Below are 23,743 nucleotides of genomic sequence, written 5' to 3' on the forward strand. Positions count from 1 at the left end.
GCAAGAAAGACCGCCGCCCTCCCGGCTAAAGCCGGTCCTACGCAAAACCTCTTTACCGAAGCTTTACGCTAGCCTGACCGCCCTTGACCTTGCTCTCCCTAAACTGGGCTCAACCGGCAACGAGCCGGATTCGAGACAAGGAGATACACCATGCGCAAGACTCTAATCGCTTTGATGTTTGCTGCTGCTCTGCCTAGCGTCGCCATGGCGATGCCACCGGCTGATGGCCCGGATCGTGACGGCGTTGGCCACGAAGGTCCACGCATGGGCATGATGCATCATGATCGCGGTCCTTTCGACAAGCTGGACCTGAGCAAGGAACAGCGTCAGCAGATCGGCAAATTGATGGGCGCACAGATGCACGACCGCAAGGAGGTCGCGCAAAAGTACCTGGCCAAACTGCCAGCTGCTGACCAGAAAGCCATGAAGGACGAGCTGGACGCAAAACGTGCCAAGACCCAAGCCGATATCCGCGCGTTGCTCAAGCCGGATCAGCAGAAGGAATTCGACGAAATGCAGAAAGAGCGTGCGCAACACCGGGCTGATCGCGCAGAGTTCGAAGCCTGGAAAGCGCAAAAGGCTCAGAAAGCCCAGTAATCCATCGATCCACCTGAACCCGACACTCCCCAAGCGTGTCGGGTTTTCTCTATTTGGGGGTTTCACGTGCGTTCATTGTTCTGGCGAATCCTGGCCAGTTTCTGGTTGGCCATTGCCCTGGTTGCAGGCCTGTCGATTCTGCTGGGCCACATGCTCAATCAGGATGCGTGGATCCTCAGCCGTCATCCCGGCCTGCACAAATTGCCGCAGACCTGGACCGATCTGTACGAAAATCAGGGCGAAGACGCCGCGCAGGACTACCTGCAAACCCTCAAGCGCAAATACCACATCGATGTGCAAGTGCTTAATGAAACCGGCGAAGCGGTGGTGCGCGGTACGTTTCCGGCACGCGCCGCCGCTTTTGAAGCCCGTCAGCAGGACGGTACGCGACAATTGCCGTGGCGTCGGCTGACGTCGGAATACACCAGTAAGAGAACCGGCGAAACCTACCTGCTGATCTATCGTATTCCCCATCCGGAGCTGGACGCCTGGCATCGCGACAGCCTGATGTGGCCGCTCAGCGCGCTGGGCATCGCGCTGGTGGTGCTGACCTTGTTCAGTTTGCTGGTCACGCTGTCGATCACCCGCCCGCTCAGTCGCTTGCGCGGTGCGGTCCATGATCTAGGGCAGACCACGTATCAACAGAACAGCCTGGCGCAACTGGCCAATCGTCGCGATGAGTTCGGCGTCCTGGCCAACGACTTCAACCGCATGGGTGCGCGTCTGCAAAGCCTTATCAGCAGTCAGCGTCAGCTGTTGCGCGACGTGTCCCATGAATTGCGCTCGCCACTGGCGCGACTGCGCATCGCCCTGGCTTTGGCCGAGCGCGCGGAACCCGCCGAGCGCGACAAGCTGTGGCCGCGTCTGAGCCGCGAATGTGATCGCCTGGAAGCGTTGATCAGCGAAATTCTTGCCCTCGCGCGCCTGGATGCGGATTTTGGCAGTGCCGAACCGGTGGATCTGAACCACTTGTTGTTACGCCTGAAAAACGACGCGCAGCTCGACGGCGGCGATCAACGGATTCAGGTAAGCGTGCAGGAGGATCTGCAACTGCAAGGCTGGCCGGACATGCTGGAGCGGGCACTGGACAACCTGCTGCGCAACGCCCTGCGCTTCAACCCGACCGGCGAGACGATTGAAATGCAGGCCTTGCGCGTGGGTGATCGATTGCAGCTGAGCGTGCGCGATCATGGTCCGGGCGTGGCCGATGAACATCTGGCGCAACTGGGCGAACCCTTCTATCGGGCGCCCGGCCAGACCGCACCGGGGCACGGCCTGGGCCTGGCCATCGCCAAGCGCGCCGCTCAGCGCCACGGTGGCGACCTGGTGCTGGGCAATCACCCGCAGGGCGGGTTTGTTGCCACGCTGGATCTGCCGGTGGAGTTGGTGGTAGCGGCCTGAATAGCTGTGGGAGCGAGCTTGCTCGCGAAAGCGTCAGGTCAGTCAATCGAGATGTCGCCAGGTAAACCGATTCGCGAGCAAGCTCGCTCCCACGGATTTGGGGCGCAGTTCAGAGTGACAGGAAACCTCACCCCTGCCACTCGCTGACAAAATCCACCAGAGCCGTTTTGCCCGCAACGCGCGGCGGGTTTTGCGGGGTGCCCAGGTAGAGGAACGCAATGACTTCCTCATCGGCCGCCAGACCCAGCCCTTTGGCAACAATCGGCGAATAGGAAAGCTCGCCGGTGCGCCAGACCGCGCCGACGCCCAATGCATAAGCGGCCAGCAGCACGCTATGGGCTGCACAACCCGCGGTGATCAGTTGTTCCTGCTTCGGCACTTTGAAGTGATCGGTCAAGCGCGCGATCACCACCACGACCAGAGGTGCCCGCAACGGACCGAGGCGCGCCTTGTCCAGCGCCTGGGGCGTGGCGTCTGCGCCACTTTTGCGCAGTGCTTCAGCCAACAGCTCGCCCATGCGTTCACGGGCCGGACCTTCGACGGTCAGAAAACGAAACGGCCGCAACTGACCATGATCAGGCGCGCGCATCGCCGCGCTGAAGAGGATTTCTCGCTGCGCAGCATCCGGCGCGGGGTCGAGCAACCGCGGGACGGAAACACGGTTGAGCAAAACGTCGAGCGCCTCCATGGGCTACCTCCTTGAAAAATGAATGAGCATTCTAGACTCAGATAACGAACCCTGGCGGCGAATACTTACAGCCATTGACTGACGCGTCCCGGTTTACTTGCCGTGGGCCGCAGGTAGAATGGCGCCTCTCCCCACTTTAGTCAGAGCGACTGCATGGCGTTGCCGACCCTTCGTATCATCGGTTTCATAATCGGCATCTTCCTGATCACTCTGGCTATCGCCATGATCGTGCCCATGACGACGCTGGTGATTTTCGACCGTATCGAAGACCTGCGCTCGTTTCTCTGGGCCAGCCTCCTGACGTTCATCGCCGGACTGGCGCTGGTAATTCCCGGTCGGCCGGAGCATGTGCACCTGCGCCCGAGGGACATGTACCTGCTCACGGTTTCCAGCTGGATCGTGGTGTGTATCTTTGCCGCGCTGCCGTTTCTGCTGACGCAACATATCAGCTACACCGACTCGTTTTTCGAAAGCATGTCCGGGATCACCGCCACCGGTTCGACGGTCCTCAGCGGCCTGGACACCATGTCGCCGGGGATTCTTATCTGGCGCTCGATGCTGCACTGGCTGGGCGGGATCGGCTTTATCGGCATGGCGGTAGCGATTCTGCCGCTGCTGCGCATCGGTGGCATGCGGCTGTTCCAGACCGAATCGTCGGACCGCTCGGAAAAGGTCATGCCGCGCTCGCACATGGTTGCCAAGTTCATCGTGCTGGCCTATGTCGGCTTCACCGCGCTGGGCAGCATCGCCTTCTGGCTGGCGGGCATGAGCCTGTTCGACGCGATCAATCACGCCATGTCGGCGATTTCCACCGGAGGGTTCTCGACCTCGGACCTGTCCCTGGCCAAATGGCACCAGCCAGCGGTGCATTGGGTGGCCATCGTCGTGATGATCCTTGGCAGCCTGCCCTTCACCCTGTATGTCGCAACAATGCGCGGCAACCGTGGCGCGCTATTGCGGGATGAGCAGGTGCGCGGGTTGTTAGGCCTGCTGTTGATCACCTGGCTGGTGATGAGCACCTGGTACTGGGCGACCACCGACCTGCCTTGGTACGACGCGCTGCGGCACGTGGCGTTGAACGTCACGTCCGTGGTGACCACCACCGGTTTTGCCCTTGGGGACTACAGCCTGTGGGGCAATTTCGCACTGATGTTCTTCTTCTACCTGGGTTTCATTGGCGGCTGTTCAGGCTCGACGGCGGGCGGCGTGAAGATTTTCCGCTTCCAGGTCGCCTATATTTTGCTCAAGGCCAACCTGCATCAGTTGATCCATCCACGGGCGGTCATCAAGCAAAAGTACAACGGCCATCGTCTCGACGACGAAATCGTGCGTTCGATCCTGACCTTCTCGTTCTTCTTTACCATCACCATCTGCCTGATCGCACTGGCGCTCTCGTTGCTGGGGCTGGACTGGATGACAGCCCTGACCGGCGCCGCGAGTACGGTGTCAGGAGTTGGCCCGGGGTTGGGCGAAACGATTGGCCCGGCGGGTAACTTCGCCAGTCTGCCGGATGCCGCAAAATGGATTCTGTCCCTGGGCATGTTGCTCGGCAGGCTGGAGATCATCACGGTGCTGGTGCTGTGCATCCCGGCATTCTGGCGCCACTGACGTCCAGTTCGACGGCTATTGCCGTGGCGCGGGAAAAGGCGTTTATTGTCACTGTTAACCGTCAGAAGAAGCTTCATCACCTGCACGGGCGGCTTCCCGGACAAGTCCGGTCCTACCGGGTTCCGAAACAGGCAGGAAGGGACTTGTCCCCGAACCCAACAAAAATCAGGACCGACAGTCATGGAAAACACCAAACAGTTCAGCCGTTTTGCCGATTTCTATCCGTACTATCTGCTTGAGCACCGCGACAGCACTTGCCGTCGCCTGCACTTCATCGGCACCAGCCTGGTAATTTTCCTGCTGGCGTTCGCCGTGGGCGGCGGTCATTGGGGCTTATTGTGGCTGGTGCCTGTCGCCGGTTACGGATTCGCCTGGGCAGGTCACTTTTTCTTCGAGAAGAACCGCCCGGCCACCTTCCAGCATCCCTTCTACAGTCTGCTGGGAGATTTCGTCATGTACCGCGACATGGTACTTGGCAAGGTGCCCTTTTAATCAGAAGCCCTAAACGACGGGTTCGCTGGCCGGAACCTGTTGTTCGGTCGGCAGCACCTTTGCCGGCAGATGTGCATCGGCCAGGCGGAACAATTCGATCGAGCCGTCCAGATGCTCGATCAACGCCGAACACGATTCAACCCAATCCCCGCAGTTCATGTATTCCACGCCACCCACCTGGCGAATTTCCGCGTGATGGATATGCCCGCATACCACACCGTCCAGCCCGCGCCTGACACACTCATGGGCGATGGCTTCTTCGAAATCGCTGATGAAACTGACGGCAGTCTTGACCTTGTGCTTGAGGTACGCCGACAGCGACCAGTAGCCATAACCGTATTTCGCCCGCCAGTGATTGAGCCAGCGGTTGAGGGTCAGGGTGAATTCATAGGCGGAATCGCCAAGAAACGCCAACCAGCGGTGGTAGCGGGTGATGACGTCGAACTGATCACCATGAATCACCAGCAACCGGCGACCATCGGCAGTGACATGCTCCGCTTCATCCACCAACTGGATATTGCCCAGGATCAGCTTCGAGTAGCGACGCAGGAATTCGTCGTGGTTGCCGGTGACGTAAATGACTTCGGTGCCGCGCTTGCTCATGGTCAACAGGCGGCGGATCACATTGGTGTGCGCCTGGGGCCAATACATGCCGCTGCGCAGCTTCCAGCCATCGATGATGTCGCCCACCAGGTAGACTTTGTCGGCCTGATAGCGCTTGAGAAACGCCGACAGATGTTCAGCCTGGCAATCGCGCGTGCCCAGATGCACGTCGGAAATCCACAAGGTACGGACGCGTTGCTTACGGCTGGGTTTAGCAAGCTGAGCGCTGCTCATGGTCAACCTCCGGCTGGGTTTTCAGGATCATGCGCCGGTTGGGTTAATCGATTGTGACTGCATCGTGGCAGTGTCGTGACAGCGCAAGCCCCTCATTACCCGAGCAGACTGTGTGAAAACTACTGCGCTCGACAATACTGCGTTAAAAACAGTCGAAAAATGCTCATTTAGAACACCTAGACTCCGCTTTTTCGCCGGTTTTTGCCTTGTCTTGTCATCGCTCGTGACGTTTTCACACAGTCTGCGAGGGTCTTGCGGCTCATGGAGTGACCGGGCTGCCCGGCTTGTCGTTGTGGCCGAGATCGCGTTGCGGGTCGATCTGGTCGCGGACCCGCTGCTTGAGAATCTTCGCTTCCGGAAAGCCGCCGTCAGCCTTGCGTTCCCAGATCTGCACCTCATCGCAGGTAATGCGGAATACCCCGCCAGTACCCGGCTGTAGAGAGACCTTGCCGAGATCGTCGGAGAACGTGCTGAGTAACTCCTGAGCAAGCCAGGCAGCACGCAGCAGCCATTGGCATTGGGTGCAGTAGGTAATGACAACTTCAGGTTTGACGGCTGACATGAAGCAAACTCCCGAACGTCGTTAGGTTTTCGCGAAGCCGAATCAGGCACGGCGTTACCGCAGCCCTGATTTCAACTGATGCTGGTCAACAACTCCCGGGCCATTTGTTGATGCTCCTCGTCGGCATCTTCCATGACTTCCAGCAGCAGTTCCCTGGCGGATTCGAAGTCGCCGTCGTCGATCAGCACCTGCGCCTGGTTGATCTTGCTCAACGGGGCTTCGTCCATGTCGAGCAAATCAAACTCCGACGAGTCGTCCATGAAGCCATCCAGAAACGCATCGTCCAGCGAATCGTTGTTGGATTGCACGATAGGTTCAGGATCGGAAAAATCACTGAGGAACTGATCGTCCTGTATTTCGAATACTTCCGGCAATTCGGTGAGATTTGACGAGAACGACAGATCTTCCTGAATGGCCGGCTCCTCGACCTCGGGTTTGCCGCGCAAGGGTTTCGGGCTGTCGAACGGATCGACCAGATCCCATTCGGCATCCATGGACAAGTCATCGAGGTTCAGCTGGAATTCGTCGACAGACTCCGGATTTAGCGCCGCAGCGGCGGTTTCGTCCAGTTGCGCGGGTTCAGGTTCAGCCAGCTGGGTAGCCGCCAAAGCTGCCGGTACGACCAGCGGTGCAGCAGACGTTTCCACGGGTTTGAGCTGTGGATAACGTTGGCGCAGGTCGGCCAGGGTTTGCGGATCGACGCCGTGCTCCAGCGCGTTTTGCTCTTCACTGGCAAAACCTGGCGCATCGCCCTGCTCCGCCAATAGCTCAAGGATCTTCAGTCGAATATCGGTGCGCTGTGGATCACGCTGCAGAGCGCCGCGCAAAATCCCCAGGGCTTCGGCAAATCGACCATAAGCAATGTAAATGCTCACACCATCCAGCGCATCCGGAGCCGCGTTGGCCTTAGGCGCAGCGGTAATCGGTCGAGGGGCGTTCATGGACGTTTCCGGCTGGGCAACTCGCGAGGCCATTACCGGCGCTTCATACACCGAAGCCTCTGCGGCTTGCGCGGGTTTGATCAGCGGCGAATCTGCCGGGATCGCGCCGGCTAAATGCTGCTGCTTGCGGCGATTGCGGCGTACCGAATAAGCCAGGGCCAGCAACAACAGCAGCACCAGGATCGCTCCCGGCAGCAACAACGACGACAGCAATGAATCCTCGCGCGGTTCGACCACCACAGGCGGCGTAGCGCTTGCGGGTAACGGCGCGATGATCGGGGCGCTTGGCGCGGACGTCGGGGTTTTCTCGGAGAGCTGGGTCTGCAGACCGACGATCTGCCGATCCTTGCCGGCCATTTGCTCTTGCAGCACCGCGATCTGGCCTTTCAACTCATCCAGATTTTTGTTCAATTGCTGATTTTCAACGGCAGCGGTAGCCAGTTGTTCAGCGCTGCGTTGCACCTCGGCAGACACTGCGGCGGCCTTGGCTGGCGCGGCGGAAACAGGCGTCGGCGCTGCATTGCGAGCGCTGGGCACAACGGCGGCGTCGGGCAGCAACAGGTTTTGCCCGACTTTCAGGACGCTGCCCTTACCGTTGGTGAACGCTTGCGGGTTCAAGGCCTGAATGCCATCGGCCATCCGGGCCGCCGAAGCATTGGCACCATTGCCCTGCACGCGGCGGGCAATCGAGTCCAGCGTATCGCCGCTGGCAACCGAATAACGCTTGTCCTGAGAAGTCGCTGGCGGCGCGATGGGCATCCGTGATTCAGGCGCTGCCTGGACCGCCGCCTCCCTGTTCCGGCCACTTGTCGCTGCCATGCCCGCCGGCGAGGTTGCCGGGTCGAGCAGCACGGTGTACTCGTGCAGCAAGTTGCCGTTTGGACGGATCACTTGCACGAGGAAATTCAGATAGGGTTCGGTGACTGGCTTGGTCGAAACCACGCGTATCACGCCGCGATTACCCTTGATGATCGGGGTAAAGCGCAGATCGTTATAGAAGAACACCCGCTCGACACCGGCCTTGGCGAAATCATCCACCGAGCCCAGCCTCGCAACGATGTCCTCGGCGCTCAGCCCGCCGGTTTCGACCAGCTCAATGTCGGCGTTCAACGGCTGATTCAGCGCGGAATGCAGGGTGATGTCACCCATTCCCAATGCCGACGCGATGGAAGCATGCAGCATCGAGAGCGATGAAATGGCCGCCAGCAAGGCTGTGCGGCGCAGTGTTTTGCCCATGTGACCGGAGTGGCGACGATAGCCCAGCGCAGCAGCCTGAAAACTCTTCAGCATACAGACCCTTATGGAAACCAAAGCAGGCTTCTCGGCATGTTCAATTAAAGCGCAGGCTTGATCGCCTGAGAGCTCAAGTATGAGCGAGAAGCCGCTCGCCTGCCTCAGGATCTTTCGAGGTTAGCCTGAATTTGCGCATGAACACGCATGCAAGTGCGCAGATCTTCCTCGTCGATACCCTCGAACACCTCGATACGCAGCGCCGTGGCGATGGCTTCGATTTTTTCAATCAGAGGCAGGGCGGTGTCGCAGAGGACGATTTTCTTCGCGCGTCGATCTTCCAGCACCGCTTGACGCTGCACCAGCCCCTGGGTTTCCAGGCTGTCGAGTAAACGGGCCAGGGTCGGACCTTCAACAGCAACGCTTTGCGCCAGCTCGCGCTGGGTCGGTGGTTCCTTGAAGCGGGCCAGATGCAGCAACACCAGCCAACGGGCCTGGGAAAGGCCCATGTCAGCCAATCGTCGGTCAAGCTCGGCTCGCCACCCGCGGGTGATTTGCGCAAGTTGCATACCGAAACGATGTTCATCAGTCATTGGCATAGAAAACTCATGGTTGAAACTAATTATTAGCCAGCTAACCATGGACCCCGGACCGTGGCAAGTTTCCTGCTGTGGCCTTTGGTCGCAGCACTGTCAGCGCCTGGGCTGCAGCCAATGTCAGACTTCGAATTCGGACTGCAACGCAGCGCGCACGCAATACAGCACACCTTCCGGAACGCGCCCGCTGAACTGCTCGGCAATGGCCGCTACCGGCGGCAGTTCGCCTTCGCCATCAAGGAAAGCATCCTGGACTTCACCCAGCAGGTCTTCCGGCAGATCAAGGGCCTGTTCAAGCGACAACTGCTGCTTGCCGATGGCCTCGGCAAGCATGGTGTAGACATTTTTCTCCGAGCATTGCAGCTGACCGGCAATCTGCATCGGGGTCATCCCGGCGCGGGCCAGACTGATCAGCTCATGACGCACATCGGCAACGACTTTCGGCGTCTCGGCGGTGCCGCTCAGCACCTCAAGAAACGCCTGACCATAGCGCTCCAGCTTGCGCGCGCCGACGCCGCTGACCTGGGCCATGTCCGACAAGGTGTCGGGTTTGCTGCGCAGCATTTCCAGCAAGGTGGAATCCGGGAAAATCACATAAGGTGGCACGCCGTGCTCTTCGGCCAGCTTGCGACGCAAGGCGCGCAAGGCTTCCCACTGTTCGCGCTCTTCGCCACGCACCAGTTGGCTGGCCGGGCTGGAGCCGCCTTTGGCGGTGGTTTGCGGTTTCAGGTCGCGACGCAATTCAAGGCTGACTTCGCCGCGCAATAAAGGCCGGCACGTATCACTCAAGCGCAGGCCGCCATAGCCTTCCAGATCGATATCAGCCAGCCCGCGCGCGACCAATTGGCGGAACAGCGAACGCCACTCACCTTCGGAGCGACCCTTGCCGACGCCAAACACGGCCAGGTGCTGATGGCCGAAGCTCTGCACCTTGTCGTTGGATTTGCCCAGTAAAACATCGACCAAATGGCCAACGCCGTAGCGCTGCCCAGTGCGATAAATCGCTGAAAGCGCCTGACGTGCGGGCTCGGTGGCGTCCCAGGTTTGCACGCCATCGACGCAATTGTCGCAATGTCCGCAAGGTTCGGGCATGTCTTCGTCGAAATAGGCCAGCAGCGTCTGACGTCGGCAGCGGGTTTCTTCGCACAAGGCGAGCATGGCATCGAGCTTGTGTTGCTCCAGACGCTTGTGCCGTTCATCGCCTTCGGAGTTTTGCAGCATCTGCTTGAGCATCACCACGTCTTGCAGGCCGTAGGTCATCCAGGCATCAGCCGGCAAACCGTCGCGGCCAGCGCGCCCGGTTTCCTGGTAGTACGCCTCCAGCGACTTGGGCAAATCCATATGCGCGACAAAGCGCACGTTGGGTTTGTCGATGCCCATGCCGAAGGCGATGGTCGCAACCATGATCAAACCTTCCTCATTGAGGAAGCGTTTCTGGTTGGCAGACCGGGTTTCAGCGGGCAGACCGGCGTGATAAGGCAGCGCCGGATACTTGTTGTCGCAAAGAAACGCGGCAACCTCGTCGACTTTCTTGCGCGACAGGCAATAGACGATGCCCGCGTCGCTGCGCCGCTCGGAGAGGAACGCCAGCAACTGCTTGCGTTGCTGTTCCTTGGGCACGATGCGATAAAAAATATTCGGCCGGTCGAAACTGGACAGAAAGCGCTCGGCATTCTGCAAATGCAGGCGCGTGACGATCTCTTCACGGGTCCGTTTGTCGGCGGTGGCGGTAAGGGCGATGCGCGGTACGTCGGGGAACAGCTCGGCCAACTGGCCCAGTTTCAGGTATTCCGGACGGAAATCATGACCCCATTGGGATACGCAGTGGGCTTCATCGATGGCGAACAGGCCGATCTGCAGGTTTTGCAGAAACGCCAGCATGCGCGGCTGGACCAGACGTTCCGGGGCCAGATAGAGCATCTTGACCTCCCCCAGCCGAATCCGGTTGGCCAGGTCACGCTGCTGTTCGGCGCTAAGGGTGGAGTTCAACGCCGCAGCGGACACACCCAATTCCTCAAGCGTCGCCACCTGGTCGTCCATCAAGGCGATCAACGGTGATACCACCACCGTCAAGCCGTCGCGCAACAGTCCCGGAACCTGGAAGCACAAGGACTTGCCGCCGCCGGTGGGCATCAATACCAAGGCGTCGCCGCCATTGGCCACGCGTTCAATAATGGCACCCTGGCGACCACGAAAGCTGTCATAGCCGAAGATGTCTTTAAGTACGCGTTGTGCCTGTTCGAGCATAAAAACCCCAGATTGTCCTGCTGCACTGCAAAGCGCGGCAGTATACCCGACCGCATAAAGGCAAAGGACAGCAGCGACACGAGTGGTCGAAATTAACCTCAAACCGCCTCGCCGCTGGCGCCCACGGCTCTCAGAGCCTAGAATTCAGCATCGTTTATTTCCAAGGTAGTCCTTCAATGTCCTTCGCTGAGCAACTAAACCGCCTGCAAGCCTTCCTCGATGCCGATGAGCTGCATGACGAGGCGCTGGACTACGTGGCCGCTCACGGCTACATGACCGCCCTGTCCATCTGTGCCGAAACCGTTCCTGACCGTGAATGGATCGATGCATTGTTCTCCGAGCCCCCGCATTACGAAAGTGATGCCCAGCGCGAAGAAATCGAAGCCACGTTGATCCAGCTGCGGGCGCACATCGCCCGCCAGTTGGCGTCCGACGAGGAATTCGAGCTGCCATGCGATCTCGATCTGGGCGACGAGCCTGACGATTCCGATCTGCGCGGCTGGTGCATCGGCTTCATGGAAGGCGTGTTCCTGCGTGAGAACGCCTGGTTCGAAAGTGCCGAAGAAGAAGTCAGCGAAATGCTGCTGCCGATCATGGTCGGTTCGGGCCTGTTCGACGAGCAGCCTGAGTTCGCGGATATCGCCCAGGATGCCAATCTGATGGACGACATGATCGTGCAGATCCCGGAAGCCCTGACCGCGCTTTACCTGCTGTGCCAGGCTCCGGACGAGAAACCGGCGATCCTCAAGCCTCGCCACCACTGAGTCAGCGCCTATGGCGCAAGATTCACCCCGCACGAGTCGCAACCGGCTCGTGCGTTATGCCCTGCAAGCCATCGGCTGGGTGAGCGTGACACTGGGTGTGATCGGCATATTCCTGCCAATCCTGCCTACCACGCCATTTCTACTACTGGCCGCCGCCTGCTTCGCCCGAAGCTCGCCGCGTTTCTATCACTGGCTGGTCAATCACAATCGACTCGGCCCGTGGATCCGCGATTATCTCGAAGGCAACGGCATTCCCCTCAGAGGCAAGGTCTACGCCATCGGCCTGATGTGGATCAGCATCGGCTTTTCCTGTTACCTGATCGCCCTTCCCTGGGCTCGCGGCTTCATGCTGACCAGCGCGGTGCTGGTGACGATTTACATCGTGCGGCAGAAGACCCGGGAATAAAAAGCAGATCTTTCCGGTGTTTCGGCAAGGCCGGATTTTCGCCACGTTCCGTTGGCGCGAGCGTCAGACCGTATCCGCCTTCATCGAGTGATCCCCCAGCATGCCGGTAATGATCGATGCGGTATCTGCGCCGCCAGCAACCATGCCGCCGGAGCCGGGCGTCACGCCGTAGTGGGTTGCCAGATCGACCCCCGCCAGATCAATGGTCTGGGTCGGCGCCGCGCCTGCTCCTGGGCCAACTTCGATGCTCGACACCAGATCCGCGCCGCTGCCAGTCACCTTGAAATGCAGATAATCCTCCAGTGAATCCCCGGTAGCGTTTATGCCCTGCAGCAATTGCGACAGGTCCAGCGTGTCGCTGCCGATGGAGAAATCCGTGACCTGATCATGGCCGCTATCGCCCGCCAGCCACTGAAAGGTGTCAGCACCCAGCCCGCCGGTCAGCGTGTCGTCACCGGCAGCGCCGATCAACACGTCGTTACCCTGCCCGCCGTTGATCACGTTGGCTTCCCAGTCGCCGGTCAAATGATCGTCATAGTTCGATCCGATGAGGTTCTGAATGTTGAACAACGTGTCGGTGCCCGCGCCGCCGGTGTCCTGCGGCTCTGTCGAGGCGCTGGTGACGGTGACGCCGGAAGTCGCCAGTGTATAGCTGGCCGTGTTGTTGCCCGCGCCGCCATCCATGACATCGTTGCCCGGCCCGCTGAACAACACGTCGTTACCGTTATCGCCGTACAGGTCGTTATTACCGGCGCCGCCGTAGAGCACATCGTTACCATCGCCGCCCGACACGCTGTCATCCCCCGCGCCGCCGATCAGCACGTCATCGCCCTGGGTGCCCTGCAAGGTGCAGCCTTCCTGATAATCGATGCTGACGGCCGCCGAGTCGCTGCCGCCGTGGGCATCGTTGACGGTGTAAAGGCTTTCATAAGTGGGCGTGGTATCTACGGCGCTGTAGTCGATGGACAGGTTCAGCGTGTAATGCTCGCCGGTATCGCTGACACCGGGATCGGGCTGATTGACCAGCAGGATTCGGTAAACACCGTCTTCGGCGGCGGTGAATGTGCCGTCGCCGTCCAGCGTGTGGAAATCCCCTTGATCCAACTGCCAGACCACGCCAATCGAGTCGTTGGCGTTATGCACAGCGACCGATACGGTTTCCCCGGCCTTCAACTCAACGCTGTATTGATCGTGGGCATTGGCGGGAGCAGCGCTAAAAGCGCCCAGAAATCCGGTGATGACGACCATGGCAGTCATTGCGCTGTTATTGAAAAAATCGCTGCGCTCCAACGTTTTCAGCTGGTTGCTGGCCTTGTCGCGGGTGCCGTCGAAATCGATGGTCTTCAGGTGACTGGCGGAGAAGTCTTCACCCGGAGCCTGCCAGCCGGTGTTGAATACCGTCGGCGTGGCGCTCAACGGATCGCCGTTGGCCGAGACATCATTGACCAGCAACAGCGCCGCTGGCACTTCGATGTTCGATGACAGCACGTTGGTGATGATGTGGTCGGCAACGGCGGTCGGGCCTTCATCCGCGACGGGGCCGCCGGGAACATGAATCAGCAGATTGGCGCCCGCCAGGTCGCCGTCGTTATCGCTGATGACGTAGCTGATCTGTTCCGTCAGCGCCGCACCGCCCGTCTCGCTCGCCGGGGTGTAAGTGAAGGCCCCGCTGAGCACATTGACCACCAGCGTCCCGCCGTGGTCGCTGACGACGGTGAGGTTGCCGGTCGTGGCGTTGAAACTGCCGTGATCCGTTCCTTGTGCGGTGACGGCGCCGGTTTTCGGATCGTAGGAATAAACCGTCTGGTCGACAGTGATGGACTGGATAAAGCCACCGTCGGCACCGAATGTGCCACCGCTCAGCAGGCTGCCGCTGGTGCCACCTTGCACAGTGCCGGTGAGCACCGCGCTCAACTGGCCAAGATCGGTAACGATGACCGCGCTGCTGCCCTGGGCATTGTTGTTATGGGCGATAGGATCAAGATAAGTCCCGCTGATATCGGTACCCAGGCCAATGGCGTAGGCATCAATGCCATGACTGTCGAGAAAGCTCACCCACGCGTCATGCTCGCCGGGATCGATACCGTCGCCCTGTTGCGGGTTGGGCTGACTGTTGGGGTGGTTATGGGTAGGCGACAAGGTTGGATTGCCGTCCGAGAAGAAGTAGGCAAGGTTCTGCGCTCCAGCCAGGCTGCCCTCGGTGACAAACGCGGCTTGCGCACCCGCCAGCGCCGCATCGTAGTTGGTGCCATTGCCTGCATCCAACGCGTTGATCAGGCTCTTCGCCGTGGCGACATCAACCCAGACATCACTCAGCACTCCGGCCTGGCTGTTGAACGAGACGATCTGCACTTTCACGTCGCCCATGGCAGCGTAGTTGTCCAGCAACTCACTGATGGCCTGCTTGGCCAACTCCAGGCGGGATAAGCCGTTCACGCCGGACGGGTCTTTCATGCTCTCGGAATTGTCGATGATCAGCAGCAGATTGGTGCAGACCGGCTCGGTGGTGACGGCAACTTCAATGTTCGCGGCCTGCGGCAAATCATCGACGATGGTGATGTCCAGCGTGCTGGTCGCCGAGTCGTTATCAACGTCGGTGGCAATCACGGTGATCTGCTCACCGGTGGTGTTGGCGCCCTCACCGTCGGGATGCGGCGTCGAGCCGTTCAAGGTGTAGCTGTAGCGCACCTCTCCCGTGTCCGGGTCAAAACCGGTAACGCTGAAGGTATTGCCCAACGCGGTGGTGACGGGTTGCGAAAAATCAGCGATCACACCGCCGCTGACCACGACAATGCCGCCCACGGTCAGGTTCTGCAGCCCATCCACGGCCGTCACCTTGAAACTGCCGGTCTGCGTCAGAGCATCGCCATCACTGGCCGAACCCGACGGCAGGTTCGCTTCATTCAGGGTCAGTGCACCGCCGGAAAGCTCGACGCCGTGGTTGACTGGCGGTTCTACCGGGGGCTCAACCGGTGGTTCACCGGGCGGGGTAACCGGCGGCTCGGTTGGCGGTTCAACCGGTGGCTCGGTCGGGGGCGTCACCACGGGCGGTTCGATAGGCGGTTCTATCGGTGGTTGCTCAGGAGGTTGAGCAGGCGGCTCGATGATCGGCGGCACGACAACCAGCGGCGCATCGGGCGAAGCGTTGCGAAAGCCGTCGAGCCGCCCTTCGGGAAACTCCGGCACGTTGGTGAATCCGGCCGTCGGAAAGCCGATCACCGGGTTCACCACGCCACCGGCTTCCGTCAGCAGCACAATCGAATGGCCGCCGCCCAATGCGCCGGGAGCACCGCCGGGATTGTCGGGACCGGTAGCCGGCGCGTCGCTGACCTGCGTCGGATCGGCACCGGCGGCAATGGCTTGCTGCAACTGCTGGACTTCGGTGAGCTGGGCGATGGTCGGCGTTATCGGGTCCGCTGTGTCGACATGGGTGGCGTGATTGGCAAGGATTTGCGCTGTGAGCGGCAGCTTGCTGTCGCGCCCGAGCGTCAGTTCGCCACCGGCTGCCAGATGCACCGCCACTGCGCCATTGGCGCCGGTCTGCAGTTGCTCGCCTGCAAACAGCCGATCGCCTGGCTGCAAGGCGCGGCGCGTGCCGTCCCCAGCAACTGCAAAAACTTCCCCTACCACTTGTCGCACCGTACCGATGAGCCTGGCCATATTTCCTCCATTAATCACAACAATCAGGTCCGTAAACCTTACAAATTCGCTTGAAAATGCTTCTGCCGCGTTACGCAACACAGCTGAATTTTCGAATACGACAAAATAATGACACTCAGATAATCGAGATATTTGCCTTAAAAATCAGCCAATTCCAACCAGTCAAAATATCGCCACAAAGCCAATACCTGTAATTCAGACCTCTTAACTGCCTGTATTTATTCGATCAATCCCATCAACAATCGCTGCTCTTTAAAAAAACGCATAAGTTTTTTTTGGCATAAGGCTTATGAAAAAAACGTCTTGGCAACGCCTAAAGTTGTTCTTAGCTGTGATGTTACAAACCTGATACGGTTTCCATCGCAGAAAACGCCATTTTAATGGCGACCTGAACATTACTACTTAGGGAGAAGTACTCATGCGCGATTTGACCCCGCTCTACAGTGCAGTCGTGTTGGCGGTGGCCTGTGCCCAAGCGCAAGCCATGTCCTTGACCGATGCGATTCAAAGCACCATCGACAATCACCCGGAAATCCACGCCAGCAAGAACAATCGACTGTCCGCCGACGAGGATGTGAACGTCGCCAAGGGCGGGTACTTACCCACCGTGGATCTGATCGCCGCTTATGGCCGGCAGCGCGTTGACAGCCCGACGACTCGCGCGCTCTACGGCCACGACGACAAGTCCCTGAACTACACCCAGTCGGAGCTACGCCTGCGCCAGTTGTTGTTCGATGGCTTCAACACCCCTAATGAAGTCGGGCGCACCAAGGCGGTGGTCAACTCCCGCGCCTATTACGTGCAAGGCACTTCGGAAAGCCTCGCCTTGCGCGCTATCGAGGTGTACCTGGAAGTCCTCAAACGCCGCGAGCTGTTGACCCTGGCCAAGAACAACCTGCAAGCCCACTTGCGCATCAACGATCAGATCGGCCTGCGCAGCGACCGCGGCGTCGGCACCACCGCCGACCGCGACCAGTCACGGGCGCGTCGGGCATTGGCCGAAAACAATTTCTACACCGCGCAAGTCGACCTCGCCGACGCCGAAGCGAACTTCTTCAGTGCCGTGGGACGCATGCCGGACGAGCTGGAATCCCCACCGTCGATCAAGGGTGAAGTGGCGCTGAGCCTGAGCGATGCGCAGAAAAGCATGCTGGCCAACAACCCGTACCTGAAGTCGGCCCAGGCCGATGTGCAGGCCGCCGAAAAACAATACGAAATCGCCAAGTCGCCGTTTTACCCGCGCTTCGACGCCGAACTGGCAGTCGGCGCCAACGACAATCTGCAAGGCGAGGAAGGCCACGACAACGAATGGCGCGCCGCCGTGGTGATGAATTACAACCTGTTCAACGGCAACCGCGACAAGGCGCGCCTGCGTTCGGACTCCTACAAGACCGGCCAGGCCATGGATATCCGCAATAACGCGCTGCGCATGCTCAACGAGAACATGTCCCTGGCCTGGAACGCCATGAACAACGCCCGCCAACAAACCCCGGTAGCGCGTGAATACGCCGAGACCACCACCCGGGTGCGCGCGGCTTATCAGGATCAGTTCGGCCTCGGGCAACGCACCTTGCTTGACCTGCTGGACAGTGAGAACGAGCTGTACAACGCCAGTCGCCGTTACACCGAAGTGCGCTACACCGAAGAGTTCGCCATGTACCGGGTGCTGGCTACCGAAGGCGAATTACTGCGCAAGCAGCGTGTAGTGCTGCCCGCCGAAGCGCTGGCGCTGACGGAAGTCAAAAGCGAAGCCCGCTTGCCTGAACTGAAATAGTGCATCCGCCCAGGGAGTACGCCCGTGACAAGCATGGAATTGCCTCTACCTCTCGACCCTCGTTCAAGCTTTGACGACCCGTTGCTCGACGGTTTGCTGATCCTTTGCAAGCTGCACGACTGCACGGCAAGCCGTTCCAGCCTCAGCGCCGGCCTGCCGCTGGCGCAACAGCGTCTGAGCGCGGATTTACTCCCCCGCGCCGCTGCCCGCGCCGGTTTGCAGGCCCGCTGGTTGCGCCGCGAATTGAACGCCATCGACCCCTTGAGCTTGCCGGTCCTGTTGATGTTCGACAACCAGAGCTGCGCGGTGCTGCGCAGTTGGGGCGAAGACGGCCGGGCGCTGATCCTGCCTTGCGAAAGCGCAGGCGGCGAACAATGGGTCAGCGCCGACGAACTGGCTCAGCGCTACAGCGGCCAGGCGTTGTTTGCCCGCCCGCGTCATGAGCTGGAAGACCTGCGCGCGCCGCTGGTGCCACGGGTCAAAGCCTGGTTTCGCGACACCCTGAAGCTGTCGCGCTGGCTGTACAGCGATGCGATTCTCGCCAGCCTGTTGATCAACGTGCTGGGCTTGATGGTGCCGTTGTTTGTCATGCAAACCTATGATCGGGTGGTGCCGAACCAGGCCTTGTCGACCCTTTGGGTGCTGGCCATCGGTTTGCTGGTCGGCACGCTGTTCGAGCTGGCGTTGCGCTTGATTCGCGCGCATTTGCTGGATCAGGCCGGCCGCAAAACCGACGTGATCCTGTCCGCGACGCTGTTCGAACGCATCACCGGCATGGCCATGAAGGCGCGCCCCGCCACGGTCGGCGGTTTCGCCCAGAGCATTCACGACTTTCAAGGTCTGCGGGAGTTTCTCACCGCCGTCACCTTGACCAGCATGATCGACCTGCCCTTCGCCGCCTTGATGCTGGTAGTGATCGGCCTGCTCGGCGGCTGGCTGGTGCTGATTCCGCTACTGGCCTTTCCATTGACGATTCTGTTCGCCTGGCTGATCCAGATTCGCCTGCGCGACACCGTGCAAAAAAGCCTGAGTCTGGGTGCCGAACGCCAGGCTTTGCTGATCGAAACCCTCGGCGGCCTGGAAACCCTCAAGGCCTGCGGCGCCGAAAGCCAGCGCCAGCATCAGTGGGAAACCACCCACGGCGCCCTCACCCAACTGGACAGCCACGCCCGCAATCTCGCGGCGCTGGCCAGCAATGGCACGCTGTTCGTGCAGCAGTTTTCCGGTATGGCAACCATCGTCGCCGGGGTGTACAGCATCGTCGCCGGCAATCTCAGCGTCGGGGCGCTGGTGGCGACTTATATGCTCGGCAGCCGGGTCCTGGCGCCGCTGGGGCAGATCGCCGGGTTGATCACGCGCTACCAGCAAGCGCAGCTGACCATGAAAAGCACCGACGCGTTGATGTCCCTGCCTCAGGAACGTGACGCCGCCCAGCGATCCCTGGAGCGCACGCCGCTGTTGGGTGCCATTCGTTTCAGTCAGGTGAGTTTCCGTTATGGCAAGCAGGGAGCGGAAGCGCTGTCGGGCATCAACTTCAAGGTCCGGCCGGGCGAACGTATCGGCATCATTGGCCGCAGCGGTTCGGGGAAAAGCACCCTGGCGCGGCTGATGATGGGCTTCTATGAGCCAGACGAAGGCCAGTTGCTGCTCGACAATCTGGACCTGCGTCAGCTGGACATCGCTGACCTGCGCCAACAGATCGGCTATGTCGCCCACGATCTGCCGCTGCTGGCCGGTAGCCTGCGCGACAACCTGACGCTGGGCGCGCGCTACATCAGCGATTCAAGAATGCTGGAAGTCGCACGCATCACCGGCGTCGATGAGCTGGCCCTGCGTCACCCACAAGGTTTCGACCGGCCGGTGGGCGAGCGCGGCCAGCTGCTTTCCGGCGGTCAGCGTCAGGCGGTTCTGCTGGCCAGGGCATTGCTGCTGGACCCGCCGATCATGCTGCTGGACGAACCCACCAGCCACATGGACAACGGCAGCGAAGACGTCCTGCGCCAGCATCTGTATGAACTGATGCCCGGCAAAACCCTGCTGCTGGTCACTCACCGCATGTCGATGCTGACCCTGGTCGACCGGCTGGTGGTCATGGACAGCGGCAGGATCGTCGCCGATGGCCCCAAGGACGCGGTCATCGAAGCATTGCGCAAAGGCCAGATCGGCTCAGCCTCGGTTTAAGGAGCAACATTTATGGCAACCACTCAACCTCCGCGTTATTTCAACCCGCGTATGCGCGACGACCTTGAATTCATCCCTTATCGGGCCGGCGCCTTGCACCAGGATGCATCGCGGACTTCCCGCGTGACCGTCTGGGTCATTGGCGCACTGATTGTCACCGCGCTGGTCTGGGCAAAATTCGCCGTCCTCGAAGAAGTGACCATGGGCGAAGGCAAGGCGATTCCGTCGAGCAAGGTTCAAGTCATCCAGAACCTGGAAGGCGGCATCGTCACCGAGATTTTTGTCCGCGAAGGGCAGATGGTCAACAAGGGCGAAACCCTGCTGCGCCTGGACGACACGCGCTTTCGCTCGAACAAGGGTGAAAGCGAAGTGGACCGCTACACCTTGACCGCCCAGGTTGAACGCCTGTCCGCCGAGGCTGAGGGCCGACCCTTCAAGCTTTCCGATGAGGTCATCGCCAAGGCGCCGCAAGTGGCCGCGGACGAATTGGCGCTGTATCAATCCCGGCAACGTCGCCTGGCCAGCGAGCAACGCACGCTCAACGAACAGCTGCGGCAGAAAACCCAGGAACTGGCGGAGTTTCGCTCCAAGCAGGATCAGTACCGCAACAGCCTCGGCCTGGTGCAGCAGGAGTTGAACATGTCCACGCCGCTGGTGGGGTCTGGTGCGGTTTCGCCTGTGGAAATCCTGCGCCTGAAACGCAGCGCCGTGGAAATTCGCGGCTCCATGAACGCCACGACCCTGGCGATTCCACGCGCGGAATCGGCGATCAACGAGATCAAGAGCAAGGTGCAGGAGTCGGAATTCGCCTTCCGTTCCGACGCGTCGAAGGAGCTCAATGAAAAGCGCTCGGACTTGTCCAAGATCAGCGCCAACAGCATCGCCATCGACGACCGCGTGACCCGCACCACGGTGGTTTCACCGGTGCGCGGCATCGTCAAGATGCTCAAGGTCAACACCATTGGCGGCGTTGTTCAGCCAGGCAGCGATCTGGTGGAAATCGTGCCGCTGGAGGACAACCTGCTGATCGAGGCCAAAGTCCGCCCGCAAGACGTGGCGTTCTTGCACCCCGGCCAGAAAGCCATGGTCAAGTTCAGCGCCTATGACTACACCATCTATGGCGGCCTGCCGGCCAAACTGGAGCTGATCGGCGCCGACACCATCACTGACGACAAGGGCAACAGCTTCTACCTGATCCAGGTGCGTACTGATCGCAATCACCTGGGCAACGACGCCAAACCCCTGCTGATCATCCCCGGCATGATCGCCACCGTGGACATCATCACCGGCGAGAAGAGCGTGATGGATTACCTGCTAAAACCGGTCCTGAAAGCCCGGACTGAGGCGCTGCGGGAGCGGTGATGGCTCGATTTCCACGACGAAATCGTGGGAGCGAATTTGTGGGAGCTTGCTCGCGAAGGGTTTGCAGACGCCGCTGATATGTTGCCCGAGCAAACGCCCTCCCGGATAAATCCGGTCCTACGGGCATCAAGGCGTTCCGTGGGAGCTTGCTCGCGAAGGGTTTGCAGGCACCGCTGATGTGTTGCCCGAGCCAACGCCCTCCCGGATGAACCCGGTCCTACGGGCATCAAGGCGTTCCGTTGGAGCGAGGCTTGCCCGCGAAGGGTTTTCAGACGCCACAGATGTGTTGCCCGTGCCAACGCCCTCCCGGATGAATCCGGTCCTACGGGCATCAAGGCGTTCCGTTGGAGCGAAGCTTGCCCGCGAAGGGTTTGCAGGCGCTGCGGATGTGTCGCCCGAGCCGACGCCCTCCCGGATAAATCCGGTCCTACGGGCATCAAGGCGTTCCGTGGGAACGAGCGTGCTCGCGAAGGGTTTGCAGACGCCGCTGATATGTTGCCCGAGCCAACGCCTCCCGGATGAATCCGGTCCTACGGGCATCAAGGCGTTCCGTGGGAGCGAGCTTGCTCGCGAAGGGTTTGCAGGCGCCGCTGATATGTTGCCCGAGCCAACGCCTCCCTGATAAATCCGGTCCTACGGGCATCAAGGCGTTCCGTGGGAGCGAGCTTGCTCGCGAAGGGTTTGCAGGCGCCGCTGATATGTTGCCCGAGCCGACGCCCTCCCGGATGAATCCGGTCCTACGGGCATCAAGCCGTTCCGTGGGAGCGAGCTTGCTCGCGAAGGGTTTGCAGGCGCTGCGGATGTGTCGCCCGAGCCGACGCCCTCCCGGATGAATCCGGTCCCACTTGATCGCAGCCTTCCCGGTTATTTCTTCTTGTCCCGCGCAAACGCCGCTTCCAGCGCTTCGTTCAGGGTGCGCAATACCTTGACCCGCGCCCAGCGCTTGTCGTTGGCTTCGATCAAGGTCCAAGGGGCGATTTCTGTGCTGGTACGGTCGACCATGTCGCAGACCGCGTCGCGGTATTGCGGCCATTTCTTGCGATTGCGCCAGTCGTCGTCGGTGATCTTGTAGCGTTTGAAGGGGATTTTCTCCCTGGCCTGGAAGCGCTCAAGCTGGGTTTTCTCGTCAATCGCCAGCCAGAATTTGACCACGACAATCCCGGCGTCGGTGAGCTGCTCTTCGAAGTCGTTGATTTCCCCGTAAGCCCGCAGCCAGTCCGCCTCGCTGCAAAATCCTTCGACCCGCTCGACCAACACTCGGCCATACCAGGAGCGGTCAAAAATGGTGAACTTGGACTTTGCCGGGATCTGCCGCCAGAAACGCCAGAGATACGGCTGCGCCAGCTCGTCTTCGGTGGGAGCAGCAATGGGCACGATGTTGTATTGGCGCGGATCAAGCGCGGCAGCGACCCGGCGAATCGCGCCGCCTTTGCCCGCTGCGTCGTTGCCCTCGAAAACGGCCACCAGCGCATGCTTGCGCATCCGCTTGTCACGAATGTTGCCAGACAGCCGCGCCTGCTCGGTGATCAACTGTTCATCGTAGTCGTCCTTGGTCAGGTTCAAGGTCATGTCGAGATTACTCAACAACGTGACATCGCCATGGCCCGGCGGCAGCGGCGGAACCGTCACCACAGTTGACTCGGCTTGCGGTGTTTTCAACGCCGCCTGCAAGCCTTCAAGCAACAAGCGGCCGACCGTCAGGCTGCGGTAATAAGGATCGACGCCCTCGATCACATGCCACGGCGCATAGTCGCGGCTGGTACGGCGCAGCACCCGCTCACCGAAGCGCACGAATTTGTCGTAGGTTTTTGATTGCTGCCAGTCCAGCGGGCTGATGCGCCAGCTGTGCAGCGGATCGTCCTTGAGCTGCTTGAGGCGCGACTTCATCTGCTTCTTGGACAGATGAAACCAGAACTTGAAAATCACCGCGCCTTCATCGCAGAGCATTTTTTCCAGACGTTCGGAGCCATTGATTGCCTGATCGAGCACGGCATCCTTGAACAGGCCATGCACCCGGCCCTGGAGCATCTGGCTGTACCAGTTGCCGAAGAAAATCCCCATGCGCCCCTTCGCGGGCAGCTGCCGCCAATATCGCCAGGCCGTGGGATGTGCCAGTTCTTCATCGGTCTGCTGATCAAAGGTACGCACTTCGATAAAGCGCGGGTCCATCCATTCACTCAACAGCTTGACGGTTTCGCCCTTGCCCGCGCCTTCGATGCCATTGATCAGCACGATAATCTGGCGACCTGCCTGCTCGTGGAGTTCAAACTGAGCGTCCAGCAACGCTTCACGCAAGGCGGGTACTTCGGCGTCGTAGGTTTCTTTGGCAATGACGTGACCGATTTCAGCGGATTCGAACATGAGCGGCTCTCTTCAGATGTCTGCAGCTAATGTAGA

At 60.2% G+C, this 23,743-nt stretch carries 17 protein-coding genes; 9 read left to right on the forward strand and 8 right to left on the reverse strand.

The window, feature by feature from the left end:
* Positions 1 to 150: 150 nt before the first annotated feature.
* Positions 151 to 597 (forward strand): LTXXQ domain protein, encoded by a 447-nt coding sequence (locus AABC73_RS20925; protein ID WP_341520778.1) that lies wholly within the window; start codon positions 151 to 153, stop codon positions 595 to 597.
* 66 nt (positions 598 to 663) lie between these two features.
* Complete coding sequence (locus tag AABC73_RS20930) at positions 664 to 1,998, forward strand: HAMP domain-containing sensor histidine kinase (protein ID WP_341520779.1); 1,335 nt, start codon at positions 664 to 666, stop codon at positions 1,996 to 1,998.
* Between the two features lie 127 nt (positions 1,999 to 2,125).
* On the opposite strand, the gene AABC73_RS20935 is transcribed toward AABC73_RS20930, so the two are convergent.
* Positions 2,126 to 2,686, reverse strand: coding sequence for a nitroreductase family protein (locus AABC73_RS20935; protein WP_341520780.1), 561 nt, complete (start codon positions 2,684 to 2,686; stop codon positions 2,126 to 2,128).
* Between the two features lie 153 nt (positions 2,687 to 2,839).
* Between AABC73_RS20935 and AABC73_RS20940 the strand changes: the two genes are divergently transcribed.
* Complete coding sequence (locus AABC73_RS20940; protein WP_341520781.1) at positions 2,840 to 4,294, forward strand: TrkH family potassium uptake protein; 1,455 nt, start codon at positions 2,840 to 2,842, stop codon at positions 4,292 to 4,294.
* A 180-nt stretch (positions 4,295 to 4,474) separates the two neighbouring features.
* On the forward strand, positions 4,475 to 4,786 hold the full coding sequence (locus tag AABC73_RS20945; protein ID WP_341520782.1) for a DUF962 domain-containing protein: 312 nt from the start codon (positions 4,475 to 4,477) through the stop codon (positions 4,784 to 4,786).
* Positions 4,787 to 4,795: 9 nt separating this feature from the next.
* On the opposite strand, the gene AABC73_RS20950 is transcribed toward AABC73_RS20945, so the two are convergent.
* From AABC73_RS20950 to recQ, 5 genes are all read right to left on the reverse strand, one after another.
* Entirely contained in the window at positions 4,796 to 5,623 is an 828-nt protein-coding gene (locus tag AABC73_RS20950; protein ID WP_331149478.1) for a UDP-2,3-diacylglucosamine diphosphatase, read from the reverse strand.
* A gap of 259 nt (positions 5,624 to 5,882) precedes the next feature.
* Positions 5,883 to 6,185, reverse strand: coding sequence for a SelT/SelW/SelH family protein (locus AABC73_RS20955; RefSeq protein WP_331149479.1), 303 nt, complete (start codon positions 6,183 to 6,185; stop codon positions 5,883 to 5,885).
* A 71-nt stretch (positions 6,186 to 6,256) separates the two neighbouring features.
* Positions 6,257 to 8,308, reverse strand: a complete 2,052-nt coding sequence (locus AABC73_RS20960) for a FimV/HubP family polar landmark protein (protein WP_341524297.1) — start codon at positions 8,306 to 8,308, stop codon at positions 6,257 to 6,259.
* Positions 8,309 to 8,520: 212 nt separating this feature from the next.
* Positions 8,521 to 8,955, reverse strand: coding sequence for a MarR family transcriptional regulator (locus AABC73_RS20965; protein WP_331149481.1), 435 nt, complete (start codon positions 8,953 to 8,955; stop codon positions 8,521 to 8,523).
* A gap of 117 nt (positions 8,956 to 9,072) precedes the next feature.
* Positions 9,073 to 11,199, reverse strand: coding sequence for a DNA helicase RecQ (gene recQ / locus AABC73_RS20970; protein ID WP_341520783.1), 2,127 nt, complete (start codon positions 11,197 to 11,199; stop codon positions 9,073 to 9,075).
* A 176-nt stretch (positions 11,200 to 11,375) separates the two neighbouring features.
* On the opposite strand from recQ, the gene AABC73_RS20975 reads away from it, so the two are divergent.
* Positions 11,376 to 11,963, forward strand: a complete 588-nt coding sequence (locus AABC73_RS20975) for a YecA family protein (RefSeq protein WP_341520784.1) — start codon at positions 11,376 to 11,378, stop codon at positions 11,961 to 11,963.
* Between the two features lie 10 nt (positions 11,964 to 11,973).
* A complete protein-coding gene (locus AABC73_RS20980) occupies positions 11,974 to 12,369 on the forward strand; it encodes a YbaN family protein (RefSeq protein WP_341520785.1) in 396 nt (131 codons plus the stop codon).
* A gap of 63 nt (positions 12,370 to 12,432) precedes the next feature.
* Here the strand turns inward: AABC73_RS20980 and AABC73_RS20985 are convergent, their stop codons facing one another.
* Positions 12,433 to 16,029, reverse strand: coding sequence for a retention module-containing protein (locus tag AABC73_RS20985; RefSeq protein WP_341520786.1), 3,597 nt, complete (start codon positions 16,027 to 16,029; stop codon positions 12,433 to 12,435).
* A gap of 418 nt (positions 16,030 to 16,447) precedes the next feature.
* On the opposite strand from AABC73_RS20985, the gene AABC73_RS20990 reads away from it, so the two are divergent.
* Genes AABC73_RS20990 through AABC73_RS21000 form a run of 3 tightly spaced genes read left to right on the forward strand, consistent with a single transcriptional unit; the run spans position 16,448 to position 21,346 of the window.
* Positions 16,448 to 17,803 (forward strand): TolC family outer membrane protein, encoded by a 1,356-nt coding sequence (locus AABC73_RS20990; protein ID WP_341520787.1) that lies wholly within the window; start codon positions 16,448 to 16,450, stop codon positions 17,801 to 17,803.
* Positions 17,804 to 17,827: 24 nt separating this feature from the next.
* Positions 17,828 to 19,984, forward strand: a complete 2,157-nt coding sequence (locus tag AABC73_RS20995) for a type I secretion system permease/ATPase (protein ID WP_341520788.1) — start codon at positions 17,828 to 17,830, stop codon at positions 19,982 to 19,984.
* Between the two features lie 12 nt (positions 19,985 to 19,996).
* Positions 19,997 to 21,346, forward strand: coding sequence for an HlyD family type I secretion periplasmic adaptor subunit (locus AABC73_RS21000; protein ID WP_341520789.1), 1,350 nt, complete (start codon positions 19,997 to 19,999; stop codon positions 21,344 to 21,346).
* An 864-nt stretch (positions 21,347 to 22,210) separates the two neighbouring features.
* Here AABC73_RS21000 and pap read toward each other — a convergent pair.
* On the reverse strand, positions 22,211 to 23,707 hold the full coding sequence (pap, locus tag AABC73_RS21005; RefSeq protein WP_341520790.1) for a polyphosphate:AMP phosphotransferase: 1,497 nt from the start codon (positions 23,705 to 23,707) through the stop codon (positions 22,211 to 22,213).
* Between the last annotated feature and the right edge of the window lie 36 nt (positions 23,708 to 23,743).

Source organism: Pseudomonas sp. G.S.17, assembly GCF_038096165.1.
Lineage (GTDB): Bacteria > Pseudomonadota > Gammaproteobacteria > Pseudomonadales > Pseudomonadaceae > Aquipseudomonas.